We start from the raw sequence: 16,603 nt of genomic DNA, 5'->3' as shown, positions 1-16,603 counted from the left end.
CACTTCTTTCTTACACAACTACACATTTATACATAAATAACGTATCTCTGTATATAAAGACAAAACAAGTAATTGATAAATCTTATAGAATTTGTGATTGAAGATCTTTTCGAGCAGATTCTAATCTAGTAATCTGACCTAAAAGATTAAGCTTTTCACTCCCATCTTCTAACTTACTCATTCTAAGCTTAATAGCTCCGATTTTTCGCATAAAACCAACGTCTAAAAGCTTAATAAGCAACTCGTTTGCATACTTTTGTTCTTCTTCGCTAGGAACGCGCAAAAGACTGGATGGTCCGCCTTTAGTGCCTTCGCCACTATAATCGTAAGCAGCCGACGAGTTAAGCGAAGAAGCGCTACTTAAGCCCTTGCTTAAAGACAATGGAAGAGGCATTACGGAAAGCTCGTTAATAACGCCTTCTAACATAGGGCCTGCAGCCTTAGTAATAGTGTGCAACCAAAGACCTTGGCTAATATTTGTGCTAGGCAAGCCTCCAGAAGCAACAAATGCTTGGAAAAGAGTTCTAAAAACTGGCGTAATAAAATTATTCAAAGTAAGATGCGCAAAAAGTTGGCCGCTAAATGCTAGAGGAGATTGCATAAGAACAGCCATAAACTGCTGTTCGCACATAAACACGGAATCGTCAACCTTGTAATAGCTTTGATTCTTGTACGCACTTCTAAGCATGGCTGTTTTTACAGCAGCTTCATTCATGCTTTGAGAACGCTGATCAAATGCGCGAGAATCCGCATAAACGCTAGAAGAATAGCCTTTAGAATAAGCGTCATCGTCTACAACGTGCAATCGCCTTCTATTAGACTCCACTTCCCTACGCATAACGTCTAAATCAACACCAATATTTCTAACAGCTTTTCTAGTGTACAAGTCAAGCAAAGACCTGTCTCGAATTTGCGCAACAAGAGGAGCAACCGCCTTAACAGCACCCATCTGCCCTGTAGTAAAAGACGTGTCAAACTTACGAATAACAGTGTCGATTACAAAATCATAAAGAGGATTAGCGCGCGCAATCAAAGAACGAACAGCATCGTCGCCGCGCTGAATACGCAAATCGCAAGGGTCTAAATTGTTATCTGCAACAGCAACAAAAGTCTGTGTTAAAAACGCTGAATCTAAGCCAAAAGCATGCAGAGCAGCTTTTTGACCTGCCGCGTCTCCATCAAAAGTAAAAACAATACGCGAACTAACTTTTTGACCTTCTACTTTTACAGGGCCAACAAGCTGAATCGCTCCCAAAGAATCGTCTGCAATAAGACGACGAATAATCTTCGCGTGCTCCGCGCCAAAAGCCGTTCCGCAAGTTGCAACAGCAGTATCTACACCAGCTAAATGGCAAGCCATAACATCCGTATAGCCTTCCACAATCACAACTTGGCGCTTTTTAACAATATTCGACTTAGCAATGTCAATTCCATAAAGAACTTGCGTTTTTCGGTACAACACAGTGTCTGGAGTATTAATGTACTTTGCGCTAATAGAATCGTCGTCGTAAAGCTTTCTGGCACCAAAACCCAAAGTGCGTCCCGTAGAATCTCGAATAGGCCACGTTAATCGGCCGCGGAAGTAATCGTAAATTCCGCGCTGACCTTGGCGTGCCAATCCTGCATCCAATAATTCTTGACGAGTAAAACCCTTATTAGACAAATAGCGAACAAGATTATCCCATCCGTTAGGCGCGTATCCGCAACCAAAACGCTCGCATTGCGCTTGAGTAAAATTGCGCCCTGCAAGCAAACTACGCGCTGGAGCCGCTTCTTTAGAGTTGATTTGAGACGCAAAGAAACGTTGAGCTTCCTCGTTTGCTTCTATAAGACGAGCGCGCTTGGAGCCAGCATGAGAATTATCTTTAGCATCTTGCGATTTGTCATAATGAACTTCAACGTGGAAGCGGTCCGCTAGCAACTCTACTGCCTCGCGAAAATCAATGTTTTCTTTTTGCTCAACATACTTAAAAACATCTCCGCCAGCACCGCAACCAAAGCAATGCCAGACACCTAAGCTTGGACGAACGCTAAAACTAGGCGTTTTTTCATCGTGAAACGGGCAAAGCCCCACAAAAGTACCCGTTCCAGAAGGCTTAAGCGTAACAGTTGCAGATACAATATCGTACAAATCTGCAGCAGCGCGCACACGCTCAACGTCTTCTTTTACAATCATTCCAGCCATAATCTCTAGCTTATCGCAAGCCGAAGGCTATAGACACTCTATTCATAAAAGCGTAAAAGCGTAAAAGCGTTGATTTAGCACAAAGCGGCATGAAGAGCTGTAGCCGATCCATCTGTAAGACTTGCAACTTGATCAATTGCAACTCTTAAACGTTCGTCTTCGCTAGAGCACTTATTCCAATCGCTTATAAACACAGATTCCATAGCATCGTGCGCTCGAGGAGATTTGCTCATAAAAACTTCAACCAAATCCGTTAGAATCTTTTGCTCACGCTTATAAAACTCGCGCTCCCTAGGCTGGATTATAAAATGCACAGCCAAACTTTTAAGAACGATTATCTCGTAAGATGTTTCTGGAGGAATCACAACATTTGCGCGATAGCGAATTAAAGCGCCGTTCCCATATTTTTCTCTAGTTGCTTTCTCAACAGAACTTGCAAACCTGCCGATTAAAGCACTAGTAATATTCTTTAAGTGAGCGAGAGACCTTCTAGAGCCGTCAAAAGAATCAGGGAACATGTTAAGAGCGCGCAAACGCTTAAAAGCTGCCAAAAGACTATCTGCATCCCACTGGCTGCCGTACCAATTATGAGCTTCTTGAACAACTTGATCTGCAACGCTTGAATCCCAAACAAGCTCCGTGTTAAAAGCTCCAGTCACAATCGCGTCTTCAATATCGTGAACACTGTACGCAATATCGTCGGAAAGATCCATAATTTGGCATTCTATAGGCTTCGATTCGCGCGGAGAGCCAGACTTTAGCCAATCAAAAACTTCCCTATCGTCTGGGTAAACGCAGAATTTTAAGTCACGCTCGCCTTTATCGTGCGCTTTTGCTTCATCAAAACCCCAAGGATATTTAACAGCAGCATCTAAGCTTGCACGCGTAAGATTTACGCCTGCACTAGCGCCATTTTCTCTAAAAACTTTAGGCTCTAAACGCGTTAAAAGTCTAAGAGTTTGAGCATTTCCTTCAAAACCACCAATATTGCTTGCGATTTGAGCAAGCGCGCGCTCGCCATTGTGACCAAAAGGAGGATGACCTAAGTCGTGAGCTAAGCAAGCGCAATCTACAACATCTGGATCTGCTCCAAGCATCGCAGCAATCTGGCGACCAATTTGCGCAACTTCCAACGTGTGCGTTAAACGTGTGCGAGCAAAATCGTCGGATCCAGCTACAAGCACTTGACTTTTAGCGCCAAGTCTTCTAAGCGCTGAAGAGTGGATTATTCTGGCTCTGTCTCGCTCAAACGGTGTGCGAGCGCGCGTGTGGTGAGGCTCGCTAGCCCAACGCTCTGTATCGTGCAAGCTGTATTCGCCAACAACTTCGTTATCGGAAGCAATCACATCGTTACACATTAAAAACCTCCTCCACTAATTGCAAGAAGCAAATCTAAAAGCGTAAAGTCGCTAACTCAATAGTCGCTAAAACCGTAAAAATTTAGATTAAGCTTTTTTCATCCAACATTTTTATGTCTTTTTTAGGCAAAACTTCGTAAGCATTCTTATACAATCTAGGAACTCTAGGGCCAATACCAGTCATAATCTCGTAGCTTATTGTTCCTGCAGCCGCCGCCCAATCGTCTGCCGTCGGCTCCGCATATTCTAAGCCTCTTCCTGGCCCAAAAAGCCTGACCGTATCTCCTTCTTTAACTCCAAGATCTTTAGCACTGCCTTTTAAGTCAACAATAAACTGATCCATGCAAACTCGCCCCGAAACATGCAAAATCCTAGCGCCGCTCTTGGTTTCCACGCGCACAGGGCCTCCAGGCTTATTAACATGACGAGAGCCTTGCATATCGAATCCGCTAGACGCGCGCAAAATGCCATCCGCATAGCCGAGTGGAACGATTGCTGTGCTTGTATTGTCTGGCGTTAAATACGTGCGCCCGTACGAAATTCCATGCCCTGCTTCTACAGATTTAACTGTTCCCAGTTGCGCTTGTAAAGTCATAGCTGGATGCAAGTCGTAAGCTTGAGGCGCTCCCATAACAGGATCTGGCTCGTATCCATACAATCCAATTCCTGGGCGAACAAGCTCAAATCGTATCTCTGGCCTGTTAAGAGTTGCAGCCGTATTAGCCAAATGTCGGATTTTAGGCTCCAACCCAGCTTCGCGCATTCTTCGAGTAAAATCGTGGAATTGCTCAATTTGCCTATCTGTAGATGCAACAAACTCTGGAACGTCTGGGCAATCAGCAACGGCTAAGTGACTCCATTGCCCAATAACTTCGATTAATCCCTGGTTAGAATATTCACTAAGTTTTTCTAAAGCATCACTAAAGCCTGCAGGCGTAAAACCGTTTCTGCCAAATCCTGTATCTACCTTAACGTGTACGCGAGCGGTAGCTCCAACCGATTTAGCAGCGAGCGCAACAGCGTCAATTGAATCCAGCGAGCCAACAGAAATATCAATATCTGCGTTTATTAAATCAGCAAAAAGAGACGTTGGAGCGCTAGTAAGCCACGTAAGAATACGGCATCTGCTTGAGTCAATTCCACACGCGCGAAGTCGTAAAGCCTCGTAAGGTTGAGCTGTGCCAAGCCAAGTTGCTCCTCCTGCAAGAGCTGCGAGCGCGCTAGGAATAAGCCCGTGACCATACCCGTCTGCTTTAACAACTCCCATAACCGCTGGCGACTTTTGCCCAGGCTTCAAATCTTTAGAAACGCGCTCAACAAGAGTTCGCATATTATCTCTTAGCGCTTTTAAATCAACGATTACCTGCCCTGGGTATGTGCTTAAGGCGCGAGCATAGTTTTCTTGCAAAATCGCTTGTATACTCGAATTTTTACACATATCTTGCGCCTTTACTTTTACGTTTACTTTTATATCTACTATATATGCAAGTATTTTTGACTTACATCTTAATACTTCTAATACTTCTAATACTTCTAATACCGTATTACATGATTATGCGATCGCAACCATTGATACGCGATTCTAGTTGCACTATGCGCGCGATCTGGAATTACAACAAGACCACACTTGCTAAAGCCTTCTCGCAAAATAACTTTTTGCATAATCAAGTTGTTGGGATGAGTGTCGATTCTAACATTAGAGTAATTGCGCTTAGCCCATCTTAAACATTCGCTTGCCATTTTTGGCTTGACTCCCGAAGATGCAAGTCTATGAATTGTAACGTATGGCAAAACGTCATCTAGCCAAGCTCCGTCAATCTTTGCGTAGACTTCATCAGTCCCTTCGCACAGTGCAAATTGTGCCAAAATGCGCTCTTCTCCAAAGTCTGGGTCCGTGTCTACAAGAAGATTAAAACGGTTCAAACGAATATCTTCTATAACACTAGATGTTAGAGGAAAACGATCTCCCCATTGATGAGGATTGCCATTATTTGCCATAAATACTCTTGCTCTCTCATAAATATTTTCAATATCTTTTAAATCGCTAAGAGTTGCTTTCCTCAATCTTATTTCACACATACACCCCCCTATGCTTAGAATATGGCGATTTTACAGTCTTGCACAATTAAACGCAACAAATCACACAATCTTACGCTCAAAAGGATCGGAGCTAATGCCCTTGTCTAAAATATCTTTGCACCATTGACGCGCTCCAAATAAGCTATGATCGCGGTAGTTTCCGCAAGACTCAATAGTTGTAGCTGGAACATCTTCCCAAGTAGCTTTGTACGCAATAAATTCAAGAGATTCCTTTAACGCGCGCGCAACATCTTCCGTGCTATGAGTGCCCCAAGTTAAAAGGTGGAATCCTGTACGGCAACCAAATGGAGAGCAATCAATGTAGCCTTCAATGCGCTGGCGCAAAAGAACAGCAATCGTGTGCTCAATAGTGTGCAAAGCGCCCGTAGGAATAGCCTCTTGGTTAGGCTGAGTTAAGCGAATATCGTAGTTAGAAATAACATCTCCATTCGGGCCTTTTTGAGTGTCAATATAGCGAACGTATGGAGCTTTAACTTTAGTGTGGTCAAGCTCAAAGCTTTCTGGACGAGGTGTTGGCTGATTATTTTGATTTTCGCTCATTTTATCTTTCCTAACTTGTAATACATGCGCAAATGTATGCGTAAATATGCGCAAATAACGATTACTAACAATATTAGACGCTATTCTTGCCAAACACACATAAACACGAATTTAAAAATATTTTTTATTGACTTACAAATCTTATTACTTACAAACTTTCAAGACTTACCAATACAGACTTACAAAGTAGCAGCATCAATAAGTTCGCGAGTGTAGCTATGTTTTGGATTATTTAAAATTTGACTTACAAGCCCAGATTCAACAACAACGCCATCTTTTAGAACAACAACGCTAGAAGCTAAATGTTGAATCATACCAAGATCGTGGCTAACGAATATGCACGCCATATTAGGGCGATTTGCGCGAATCACATTAAACGCATCTAAGATTCTTGTGCGCTCAGAAACATCGATTGCACTCATTGGCTCATCTGCAACCAAAACTCTAGGATTATTGATTAGCGCGCGCGCAATAGCAACGCATTGAGCTTGCCCGCCAGAAAGCTGGCAAGGGTATCTTTTGCCAAAAACACTAGGATCTAATCCAACTAAATTCAAAACATCATCTACTTTAGAATCAATAACATGTGAATCAACAGTATTTGAATCAACAGCATGTGAATCAGAACTCATGTTTTTACGCCATATTTCAAGCGGCTCAGCAACGCTTTTTCTAACTGTCCAACGTGGGTCTAAAGCTGCAAAAGGATGCTGAAATACAAGCGAACATTGTCTTCTCATATTTACGTAAGCAGAATCTTTTAAACTTGATTTTCTAGCATTTTCAACGGTTTCGACTAGCTTTCCGCAATATTCTATACTCCCCTGGCGTATTTCTTGCAATCCAAGCAAAGAACGAATCAAAGTTGTTTTACCACTTCCAGATCCGCCAATTAGTGCTAAAGATTCACCAACTTTAAGATTAAAGTCAACGCCTTTTAATGCTTCAACACGTGTTTTTGAGCTTCCTAAAACAACATGAACGTTTTTAGCGTTAAAAATGCAATCATCTTTAGAAGAATCATTTTTATTACTAAGACTTAAATCATTCTTATCATCAAGACTTAGATCATTTTTATTACTAAGACTTAAATCATTCTTACTAAGACTTAAAGCGCGCGCCGCAAGAACAAGCTGCTTAGTAGAGCGAACCTTAGGATTTTCTAGCAATTCACCAACACGCGCACTATCGACTAATCGCCCAGAATCCAAAACATAGCAACGCGTAGCAGCGTAAGAAAGAACAGAAAAATCGTGAGTAACAAAAAGCATTGAAGCGCCCATATTATCAACTAAAGAAGTGAGCATATTTACAACATCTTTTTGCGTAACAGAATCAAGAGCAGTAGTCGGCTCGTCTGCAAGAATTAGCTTAGGGCAAGTTATAAGCGCTGTAGCAATTCCAACTCGCTGCATTTGCCCGCCCGAAAGCTCAAAAGTGCGCTTATTCAAAATATTTGTGCCTAAACCAACTTTTTCAAGCATGACTTTAACGCGATTTTGAATATCATCTTCTTCTAAATTGTAATGAATCCTAAGAGGTAACGAGATTTGCTCGCTAACACTCATAACAGGGTTAAGCGCGCGATCAGCTTGCTGAAAAACAACTCCAACATACTTGCCACGAATGCGTGCAAGCGCAGAATCGTTAGCGCCAACAGTTTGGGTATTGCCAACGCGGCAAGAGCCAGTGATTTTGCAATTAGAAGGAACTAGACCAATCGCAGCTCTTAAAAGCATTGATTTGCCAGAGCCAGAAGATCCAACTAGTCCAACGCGCTCGCCATCTTTAACGTTAAGTGAAACATCGCTTAAAATGCGCGAAGATCCAATGCTAAGCGATAATCCTTTTATATCAAGACTCATTCTTAGACTCCCTATTTGCTGGATTTGTAGCACTTCTTAAAACGTCGCCAAAAAGATTAAGAGCTAAAACTGTTAATGTAACAACAAGACCAGGCCATAGAGCTGCAAGCGGATAAACGTGAATCAAAGTAACCGAAGTAGAAAGAACACGACCCCAGCTCGGCACTCCCGAAGGAACACCAACACCTAGATAAGTCAATCCGCTTTCCGCTAAAATAACAGTTCCTGCAGAAAGCGAAAGCTGAACGGAAGCGATAGGCAAAATATTAGGAAGAACATGCTTTAGCAAAACGTAACTTCTGCTAGCGCCATTAGAAATCGCGCAATCAACATAATTAGACTTAAGAACAAGAACAGCACTTGGCCGCAAAATACGAGCAAGATTTAAGCCGTAGCCAAATCCGCATGCAAGCATGATTATAAGAACAGATGCTCCAAGAGGTACAGCAAGCATAAGAGCAATCAAAACTGTTGGAATGGAAATTAAAGCGTCTACTGCCATAATGCTTAGGGAACGAATTTTTTGAACACGGCAAATCGTAAAACTTAAAACAATAAACCCAACAACGCTTGCAATCGCAATTGTTGAAATAACAAGCAAAATCTCTACTCTAGACCCAGCCATAAGCCAGCTAAGCATATCTGCACCCGTGCCATCTGTGCCAAGCCAATGCTTTAGAGAAGGCTTTTGCCATACCTGGTATCCGTTTGTTTCTAGAAGAGAATAAGGCGTCCACACAAAAGAAAGCGCAGCTACAAAAATCCACAAGCACAAAATAATGCAAACGAATTTTCCAATAATTCCGCGCCAAATGCGTCTTAAAAACTTAATCATTGCTTGAATCACTCCCCACTTGAATCACAGCTCAAATCATTCATTACTCGAATCCTGGCTAAGCCTTGAATCCAGCAAACGATGCAACACGTCAATCGCAAACCCAACAAGCAAGAACAATGCAGAAAGCATAAAAAGATTGCCCTGAACAGATATAAGATCTCGCAAACCAACATCGCGCACAAGACCCATACCCATTCCAGGAAGCGAAAACAGATTTTCAATAACCATTACTCCCATAATCATATGTGCAAAAGTCAATCCGATTACAGACACAAGCTGCGGCAACGCTAATCGCAAGCCAACTCGCCAAATCATTTGCTTTTTAGTCATTCCGCAAGCCATGGCTTGCAACGCAATGTCACTATTAGAAATCTGCTCTAATGATGCTGCAGCGTAACGCATAAAGCCAGATCCAACAATAATGCCAACTGTTAGCGATGGAAGAATCAACGACAAAAATGCGCTAGAAAAATCACGCCAACCGTCTGTTGGAAAACCTTGAGTAGGAAAAATCCCAACTAAGCCAATGCCCCTGCCAAAAATCATGATTAAAATCATTCCGCCCCAAAGAGCAGGAACAGAGCCGCCTGCAATCGCGCAAAATCTTAAAAAGCCTTGCAAAGACTTGCCAGAATGCAAAACTTGCAAACATCCAAGCGGAATACCAATTGCGAGCGCAATTAAAAGCCCTAGAAAAATAAGCGGAAAAGTTATGCTAGCACGCATAGCAATAGTGGACGCAACGGAGCGACCAGTGAGCATTGAGATGCCAAAGTCGCCCCTAAAAACGCCAAAAATCCACTCTAAATATTGAATGAAAAGGGGCTTGTTTAATCCTAAATCGCGTCTTAATTGCTCAACTTTTCCATCTGGCGCGTTTAAGCCAGCCATAACTTGAGCAACGTCTCCAGGTAAAACTCTAAGAGCAAGAAATACGATTGCAGAAATAAATAGCAGCGCTACAAAGAACAACGCGATGCGTCGAAGAATCATGCGCTTCATACAAACCCCTTACTTAATCTATCGTTTTCCCGCATTTGTTCCCTTTTTTACTTAACTGGTAAACAAACTCGTGAAAGTTTGCCCGCTTTTGTTTACTAAATGAGCTAAAACGTAAACAAAAGCAAGAAAAAGAAACAAACGCGGGAGAATTTAGACCAAATCACTTAAGTCGCAAGTTGTATAGCGGCAAAAGAACCTGATTAATGTCAAAAGGCATGCCTTCAAGGTTCTTTACCTTAGCTGTAACAACTTTGTAATTAAGCAACCAATCTGCAGGAGCATCCTGGCTAACGATTCGCGCAGCTTTAGCAAGAAGCTTATTAGACTCCTTAATATTCGCGCAAAGCATTGCCTTAGCATACAAATCCTGAACCTGCTTATTGTTGTAACCGTAGTAATACTTAGGATCTGCCCACTGGCCAAAATCATGGCTTTCATTGTGATCTACCATAGACAAATCGTAGTTTTTATTTGTATAAACGTCGTGAAGCCAAGTAGTAAATTCAACAACGTTTACTTTTAGATCAATGCCAATTTGCTTTAATTGAGACATCAATTGCTCACCAAGTTGCGTTCCATAAATATTCGGGTAAGTAAGCGAAAGATGCAAAGGATTCGACTCGCTAAAACCAGCTTCCTTCATTAACGACTTAGCGCGCTTAACATTATGCGCGTAAATCTTAGTTAAATCCTCATATCCTGGGTCCAAAGAAGGAATTGGTCCGCCAAGCAAAGCATCCGTACCTCCGCGCGAAGCAATAATTTGCTTGTGGTCAATCGCATAGCGAATCGCTTGACGCACGCGCTTATCTTTAGTTCGCTCACCATTCATATTCATAGCAAGCACAAATTTATCGGTAGTGTTTCCAGCTTTAACAACATAGTGCTTTGAATCCGCCTTAAAAGTCTTAGCAAGCTGGCCAGAAATAGGCGCCAAAGCTTGAACAGATCCCGAAGAAAGCGCATTTACAGCAGCAACATCGTCTACAAAATAGCGAACAACAACTTTTTGAGTTTTTGCCTTATTAACGCCCTTATAGCGCGGATTTGCTTTTAACACAACTCGGTCGTTTGGCACAAACTTTTCTACCAAATACGGGCCAGATCCAACAGCTTGAGTTTTAGCGTCATAATTCGCAAGCTTATCGAAAACTAAGCCAGCTCTAGAGCACAATGCCCACAAAAGCTTTGCATTTGGCTCTTTAAGCTTAATTTCAAACGTGTAATCATCTTTAGCTTTAGCGGATTCAACTTTTCCAACCATGTTTGATCCGCGATACTTCTTAGCAACAAGCTCGTTAAAAGACCACTCAGCGTCTTTTGCAGTAAGCTTATTCCCATTAGAAAAAACAACGCCTTTACGCATGTGGAAAGTGTATTTTAAGCCATCTTTGCTTATTTTCCAACTTTCTGCAAGGGATGGAACAACCTGATTTTTAGCATTTCTAGCTACAAGACCTTCATACACGTTTCCAATTAACAATTGCTCCAATGATGAGCCAGATTGATTGCGAATATCGAGATTTGTAGGAGCAAGTTTTAATCCTATTGACACAGTTTTATTTGAAACTTGCGCAGAAGATGTTTGACTTGCAGGATTTTTTTGCGGACCTGTAAGCGTTGCAACAATCGCGCTAACTACTGCGATTACTACGATTGCTACAGAAACAAGCCAGAATTTTCCCAAACCACGCTTATTGGTTTTATACGCACTTTTAGACGCAGCGTTAAGCGAAGCATCTGTACTAAAGCCAGCTTGCGATTCTTGCGCGTTTTCTTGCCCATAGAGTTTATTGGTCGCATCTTTAGAGTATGCGCCATCTTTGGGTTCTTTGCTATCCATTCAACAAACCTTTCTGGATTGAATTAGATACATTTATTTAATTGTTGTTTATGTTGTTATTTAATTGTTTAAGCTCGTTGCTTTGTCTAATTGCAACACTTGCAACACAAAGTCAACGGCGTATACAATCGTAGCTTGCTAGCAAGTCAATCAAAACTAGGGCGAGTCTAAAAACTTGGTTATAAATCATTAATAAGTAATTGATATTTATACGTTTTTACAAAAATTTGACATCATTGTGTAAAAAATTCAACGCGATTCTATAAAAATTCAACGCAATTTTAATCACATATCCTATGAATGTGGTTAAATGCCATCAGACGTAAACTTGCAAACGTGCGCAAAAAACAATACGATAGCTTGCATATTTGCAAAAAATGTATAACAGACGCATAAAGATGTTACACACAGCATGCATGCAAATTGCGCCAATAAAACGCCAATAAAAAGCGAGGAATAATGGCAGAAAACTTGAATACTACAGTAACAGTAAACGAATCCTCAGATCCGCAAAATAACGGCAGCCAAGACCGCACTGCTCTAAATCGCCAGCTTGCACAAATGCTTAAGGGCGGCGTGATTATGGACGTTACTACTCCAGAGCAGGCACGAATTGCTGAAGATTCTGGAGCTTGCGCTGTAATGGCGTTGGAACGCATTCCTGCCGATATTCGCGCGGCTGGTGGCGTTTCTAGAATGAGCGACCCCGCTATGATTCACGGAATCCAAGAGGCTGTGTCTATTCCTGTTATGGCAAAATGCCGTATTGGTCACTTTGTAGAAGCGCAAGTACTTGAGGCTATTGAGATTGACTATATTGACGAAAGCGAAGTGCTTAGCCCTGCAGACGACGTGTACCACATTAACAAGCGTGATTTTGCAGTTCCATTTGTTTGCGGAGCTAAGGATTTGGGCGAAGCTTTGCGAAGGATTAACGAAGGTGCTTCCATGATTCGCACTAAGGGCGAGCCTGGAACTGGAGATGTGATTCAGGCAGTGCGCCACATGCGCATGATGAATTCCGCAATCCGTAAGCTTACAAGCATGCGCGAGGATGAGCTTTTTGAGGAAGCCAAGACATTGCGCGTGCCTTTCGATCTTGTAAAGTACGTTGCACAAAACGGCAAGCTTCCTGTTGTAAACTTTGCAGCTGGCGGTGTTGCTACCCCTGCAGACGCTGCTTTAATGATGCAACTTGGCGCAGAAGGCGTGTTTGTTGGCTCTGGCATCTTTAAGTCTGGAGACCCAGCAAAGCGCGCTGCTGCAATCGTTAAGGCTGTTACTAATTACAAAGATGCCAAGATGATTGCTAAGCTTTCCGAGAATTTGGGCGAAGCTATGGTTGGCATTAACGAGCAAGAAATCAAGCTTTTAATGGCTAACCGCGGCGAGTGATTTAAGCGAGTGATTGAGGCGAATTATTTTGGCAAACTCACCTATCAATACAAATAATTGCGCGCACACTGTAGCAGTTTTAGCTGTTCAAGGAGCTTTTCTTGAGCATCGTTTAATGCTAGAAAAGCTTGGCGCGCGCGTTATTGAGCTTCGTCAAGCGCGAGATTTGGAGCAATCTTTTGACCGCCTTGTTTTGCCTGGCGGCGAAAGCACTGTGCAAACTAAGCTTCTTAAAGAGCAAAATATGCTTGAGCCTTTGCGCGAGAAAATTGCAAACGGAATGCCAGTTCTTGGCACTTGTGCAGGATTGATTTTGCTTGCAAAAAACGTGGAAGGTAACGAAGTTAGTGGATTTGGCACTCTAGACGTTACTGTTAAGCGCAACGCTTACGGCCGCCAGCTTGGAAGCTTCCATTGCGAATCGGATTTTGGCAGTCTTGGAGCCGTTCCAATGACGTTTATTCGCGCGCCTTATATTGCGCAAGTCGGCCCAAATGCCGAGACTCTTGCAACAGTAGATGGCAACGTTGTAGCTGCTCGCCAGGGAAATCAAATCGGAACAGCTTTCCACCCAGAGCTTGACGAAGACACTAGAATCCATCAGCTTTTCTTAGATTTGTAGTTGGATTTGCAAATATCTTAAGCTTGTAAATAAAAATGGCACTTAAATCACTTGATTAAGTGCCATTTTTATTGATTAAATCGCCAGCAAAAATCGCTAGTAAAAATCGCTATTTTGCTTCAAAAATCGCGTATCCAAAAGCTCCAAGAGAGTGATTTTGAGCATCATAATTATAGCTAATAATCGGCTTACAATCTGGCAAGCCACTAAACGAATCGTTAGACTCATTAAACGCATTTAAAGCCACTACAACACGCTTAGAGTCGGTTTCTCGCGCAAACACAAATTTTCCGCGCTCATCATAGTCAAGAACTCTAAAATTGCCATGACTAAAGCAATCGTTACTTTTACGCAAGTTTATAAGTTCGCGGAACAAGTCGCGATTATCCTTTACAGGATTTACCCAAGGCATAGCCGCGCGGTAATCACACTCTTCAAAACCAACTACGCCAAGCTCGTCCCCATAGAACACGCTTGGAGTTCCAACAGACGTAAGCAAACAAAGCTCAGCCAAGCGGAATCGCTTATCCACCGCGGAAGAATCGCCAGAATCCGCGGAATTTTGCGCACACAAGCTCCTAAAGCGACTAACGTCATGACTATCAAGCAAATTCAATTGACCTTGAACAATCGGGAATGGGTATCTTAAAAGCATATCCACAAATCGACTATTAAACTCGCGCGCATTAATCTTACCAAAAGCAAAGAAATCGCGGCAAACTTTGCGGAATTCGTAGTTCATAGTGGAGTCAAACATATCTCCTTGCAGCCAACGCTCAGAATTCTCCCAAATCTCCGCAATTAGCACACTATCTTTTTTAGTCTTTTTAGCAACAGCGCGGAAGGCACGCCAAAAGTCTTTATCAACCTCATTAGCAACGTCTAAACGCCAACCGTCAACATCAAAATCTTCAAGCCAATAGCGACAAACGTCCATAAAATAGTCGCGAACTTTTGGATTAGAAGTATTAAGCTTTGGCATTTTACGCTCATACGCAAAACACGTATAGCTTGGGCGCTCGCCATCTTCGGGGCGCACAACAGGGAACTTTAATCCATAGAACCAATCCTTGTATTGCGAATTTTCGCCATTTTTAACAACATCGTCAAACGCGAAGAAATACCAACTAGAATGATTAAAAACGCCGTCAATAATTATGTGCATGCCGCGATTATGAACCTCGCTAACAAGCTCCCTAAAATCGTCGTCCGTTCCTAAATTAGGGCAAACATGGTAGTAGTCAAGAAGATCGTAACGATGGTACTCTGCAGCTGTAAAAATAGGATTTAAGTACAAGCAATTAAAGCCCAAATCTTCTATATAATCAAGGTTTTCGATTATGCCTCTAATTGTTCCGCCCAAACGAGTGTGTAAAGTTTGGCCAGTTTTTTCATCAAAATAATCTTTTGCAATGCAACTTATGCCGCGTTTAGAATCTGCAAAACTATCTGGGAAAATGTTGTAAACAACAGCCTCTTTAAGCCAATGTGGAACGTCGCTAATCTCTTCGCGGCGAATAAATGGGAACTGGTAGACTTCTGTACGATCTTCTGGAAAATCAGCTGCAATAGTATCGGCATACAAATACAAGTGCTCATCCGCATCTTGCATCTCAAAGTAATAACAAACTCTATCTAAATCGCTGCTTATATTCGCTTCATAGTAGTCAAAGTAATCGTCGCTTGCAATCTTTTCCATTTTCAGCGTGCAAAACTTGTCTAACGGAGTTAAATCAACGCGATTCCCGTAGTGCAAAACGCATGAACAAAGATTATTCTTTGCTGCACGCAAGCGAATTGTTAAGCAATATTCTGCCGTAGAATACGCGTATTGTGAAAGTGGCCTATGCAATATTGCTTGACGATTTATCATTTACAATTCCTTTCTAGCCTCGCTGCCATTGTTTTCGACTTTATCACCTACTGTGCCACACCGCCACACTTTTATGTGATTTCCTAAAACAGCAAGCACAAACAATCAAATTGCACGCAACGACTTAGCATTAATGTAGTATTGCTCTAAAGATGCGCATACTTAAGTTTGGCAACACACAAACACAACGGAGGCGAATATGCTTTTAGCAGTAGACATTGGCAACACGAATATTGTGCTTGGATTCTTAGATAACGGCAAGATTGTTGGCACATATAGAATGACTACAAAAGCAAATCACACTTCCGACGAATACGGCATTATGATTACGCAATTCCTTAATTTAAGCGGTTTTAGCGTAAACGATGTTGAAGATGTTATTGTTGCTTCTGTTGTTCCAAAAGTTATGCACTCGTTCCGCGCAAGCATTGTTAAGTTTTTGCAAATCGACCCTATGATTGTAGGTCCTGGAGTAAAAACTGGCGTAAATATTAGGATTGACGAGCCTCGCTCTTTGGGCGCAGACTGCTTAGCAGATTGTGTTGGCGCGTTTTACGAATATGGCGGCCCAGCATTGGTAATTGATTTTGGCACAGCTACAACTTATAACTACGTTGATAAAAGCGGAGCAATTACTTGCGGACTTATTTGCACGGGAATCAGCTCGGCTGCGGCAGCTCTATGGGATAATACTGCTCAGCTTCCAGAAGTTGAGATTTCGCGCCCTAAATCCATTCTTGCAAAATCAACTCGTCCTGCTATGCAAGCTGGCCTCTACTACAGCTTCCTCGGGGGCATTGAGCGCACAATTGAGCAATTCAAAATAGAGATAAATGAGCCGTTTAAGGTTGTTGCTACAGGAGGCTTGGGGCGACTTTTTGAAAAAGACGTTGATTCGATTGATCACTACGATCCAAATTTGATTTTTAAGGGAATGTACGAGATTTATAGAAGAACAATCGGTTGCTAGCGACTTTTCCTT

At 42.2% G+C, this 16,603-nt stretch carries 13 protein-coding genes; 3 read left to right on the top strand and 10 right to left on the bottom strand.

The features are described 5' to 3' along the window. Positions 1-82: 82 nt before the first annotated feature. The 9 genes from dnaG to HXT23_RS02125 form a co-directional block, all read right to left on the bottom strand. A complete protein-coding gene (gene dnaG / locus HXT23_RS02165) occupies positions 83-2,185 on the bottom strand; it encodes a DNA primase (RefSeq protein ID WP_422113024.1) in 2,103 nt (700 codons plus the stop codon). Positions 2,186-2,259: 74 nt separating this feature from the next. Then, a complete protein-coding gene (locus HXT23_RS02160) occupies positions 2,260-3,543 on the bottom strand; it encodes a deoxyguanosinetriphosphate triphosphohydrolase (protein WP_016786273.1) in 1,284 nt (427 codons plus the stop codon). 82 nt (positions 3,544-3,625) lie between these two features. Then, complete coding sequence (gene alr / locus HXT23_RS02155) at positions 3,626-4,981, bottom strand: alanine racemase (protein ID WP_422113023.1); 1,356 nt, start codon at positions 4,979-4,981, stop codon at positions 3,626-3,628. Positions 4,982-5,076: 95 nt separating this feature from the next. After that, complete coding sequence (locus HXT23_RS02150; protein ID WP_422113022.1) at positions 5,077-5,622, bottom strand: N-acetyltransferase; 546 nt, start codon at positions 5,620-5,622, stop codon at positions 5,077-5,079. Positions 5,623-5,682: 60 nt separating this feature from the next. Beyond that, positions 5,683-6,183, bottom strand: coding sequence for an S-ribosylhomocysteine lyase (locus HXT23_RS02145; protein ID WP_004113527.1), 501 nt, complete (start codon positions 6,181-6,183; stop codon positions 5,683-5,685). A 179-nt stretch (positions 6,184-6,362) separates the two neighbouring features. Then, positions 6,363-8,048, bottom strand: a complete 1,686-nt coding sequence (locus HXT23_RS02140; RefSeq protein ID WP_422113021.1) for an ABC transporter ATP-binding protein — start codon at positions 8,046-8,048, stop codon at positions 6,363-6,365. After that, the gene (locus HXT23_RS02135; protein WP_422113020.1) at positions 8,038-8,883 is read right to left on the bottom strand and encodes an ABC transporter permease; all 846 of its coding nucleotides are present in this window, start codon (positions 8,881-8,883) and stop codon (positions 8,038-8,040) included. Before HXT23_RS02135 ends, HXT23_RS02140 begins: the two co-directional genes overlap by 11 nt. Before the next feature lie 36 nt (positions 8,884-8,919). After that, the gene (locus HXT23_RS02130; RefSeq protein ID WP_016838033.1) at positions 8,920-9,888 is read right to left on the bottom strand and encodes an ABC transporter permease; all 969 of its coding nucleotides are present in this window, start codon (positions 9,886-9,888) and stop codon (positions 8,920-8,922) included. A 160-nt stretch (positions 9,889-10,048) separates the two neighbouring features. Then, the gene (locus tag HXT23_RS02125; protein WP_422113019.1) at positions 10,049-11,731 is read right to left on the bottom strand and encodes an ABC transporter substrate-binding protein; all 1,683 of its coding nucleotides are present in this window, start codon (positions 11,729-11,731) and stop codon (positions 10,049-10,051) included. Between the two features lie 561 nt (positions 11,732-12,292). On the opposite strand from HXT23_RS02125, the gene pdxS reads away from it, so the two are divergent. Together pdxS and pdxT are read left to right on the top strand one after the other, a co-directional pair. Further along, positions 12,293-13,126: a pyridoxal 5'-phosphate synthase lyase subunit PdxS gene (pdxS, locus tag HXT23_RS02120; RefSeq protein WP_042711222.1), complete on the top strand. Its 834-nt coding sequence runs from the start codon at positions 12,293-12,295 to the stop codon at positions 13,124-13,126. A 28-nt stretch (positions 13,127-13,154) separates the two neighbouring features. Beyond that, on the top strand, positions 13,155-13,748 hold the full coding sequence (gene pdxT / locus HXT23_RS02115; RefSeq protein WP_032813518.1) for a pyridoxal 5'-phosphate synthase glutaminase subunit PdxT: 594 nt from the start codon (positions 13,155-13,157) through the stop codon (positions 13,746-13,748). 109 nt (positions 13,749-13,857) lie between these two features. Here pdxT and HXT23_RS02110 read toward each other — a convergent pair whose 3' ends face one another. Beyond that, positions 13,858-15,621 carry a glycoside hydrolase family 13 protein gene (locus HXT23_RS02110; RefSeq protein ID WP_032815583.1) on the bottom strand — a complete coding sequence of 588 codons (1,764 nt, stop codon included), beginning with the start codon at positions 15,619-15,621 and terminating at the stop codon, positions 13,858-13,860. Positions 15,622-15,820: 199 nt separating this feature from the next. Here HXT23_RS02110 and HXT23_RS02105 point away from each other — a divergent pair, with 199 nt between their 5' ends. Further along, the gene (locus tag HXT23_RS02105) at positions 15,821-16,591 is read left to right on the top strand and encodes a type III pantothenate kinase (protein WP_016786294.1); all 771 of its coding nucleotides are present in this window, start codon (positions 15,821-15,823) and stop codon (positions 16,589-16,591) included. The last annotated feature ends 12 nt before the right edge of the window (positions 16,592-16,603 follow it).

This window comes from Gardnerella sp. DNF00257 (genome assembly GCF_049262745.1).
Lineage (GTDB): Bacteria > Actinomycetota > Actinomycetes > Actinomycetales > Bifidobacteriaceae > Bifidobacterium > Bifidobacterium piotii.
The sequence above is the reverse complement of the archived record's forward strand: the minus strand, read 5'-3'. Positions and strand labels throughout refer to the sequence as shown.

What these genes read in the sequence shown, in the direction of transcription:
- HXT23_RS02140 (WP_422113021.1), bottom strand. Translation starts at nt 8,048, where the DNA reads ATGAGTCTTGATATAAAAGGATTATCGCTTAGCATTGGATCTTCGCGC.
- HXT23_RS02105 (WP_016786294.1), top strand. Translation starts at nt 15,821, where the DNA reads ATGCTTTTAGCAGTAGACATTGGCAACACGAATATTGTGCTTGGATTC.
- HXT23_RS02150 (WP_422113022.1), bottom strand. Translation starts at nt 5,622, where the DNA reads ATGTGTGAAATAAGATTGAGGAAAGCAACTCTTAGCGATTTAAAAGAT.
- HXT23_RS02145 (WP_004113527.1), bottom strand. Translation starts at nt 6,183, where the DNA reads ATGAGCGAAAATCAAAATAATCAGCCAACACCTCGTCCAGAAAGCTTT.
- HXT23_RS02160 (WP_016786273.1), bottom strand. Translation starts at nt 3,543, where the DNA reads ATGTGTAACGATGTGATTGCTTCCGATAACGAAGTTGTTGGCGAATAC.
- alr (WP_422113023.1), bottom strand. Translation starts at nt 4,981, where the DNA reads ATGTGTAAAAATTCGAGTATACAAGCGATTTTGCAAGAAAACTATGCT.
- pdxS (WP_042711222.1), top strand. Translation starts at nt 12,293, where the DNA reads ATGCTTAAGGGCGGCGTGATTATGGACGTTACTACTCCAGAGCAGGCA.
- dnaG (WP_422113024.1), bottom strand. Translation starts at nt 2,185, where the DNA reads ATGGCTGGAATGATTGTAAAAGAAGACGTTGAGCGTGTGCGCGCTGCT.
- HXT23_RS02135 (WP_422113020.1), bottom strand. Translation starts at nt 8,883, where the DNA reads ATGATTAAGTTTTTAAGACGCATTTGGCGCGGAATTATTGGAAAATTC.
- HXT23_RS02125 (WP_422113019.1), bottom strand. Translation starts at nt 11,731, where the DNA reads ATGGATAGCAAAGAACCCAAAGATGGCGCATACTCTAAAGATGCGACC.
- HXT23_RS02130 (WP_016838033.1), bottom strand. Translation starts at nt 9,888, where the DNA reads ATGAAGCGCATGATTCTTCGACGCATCGCGTTGTTCTTTGTAGCGCTG.
- HXT23_RS02110 (WP_032815583.1), bottom strand. Translation starts at nt 15,621, where the DNA reads ATGATAAATCGTCAAGCAATATTGCATAGGCCACTTTCACAATACGCG.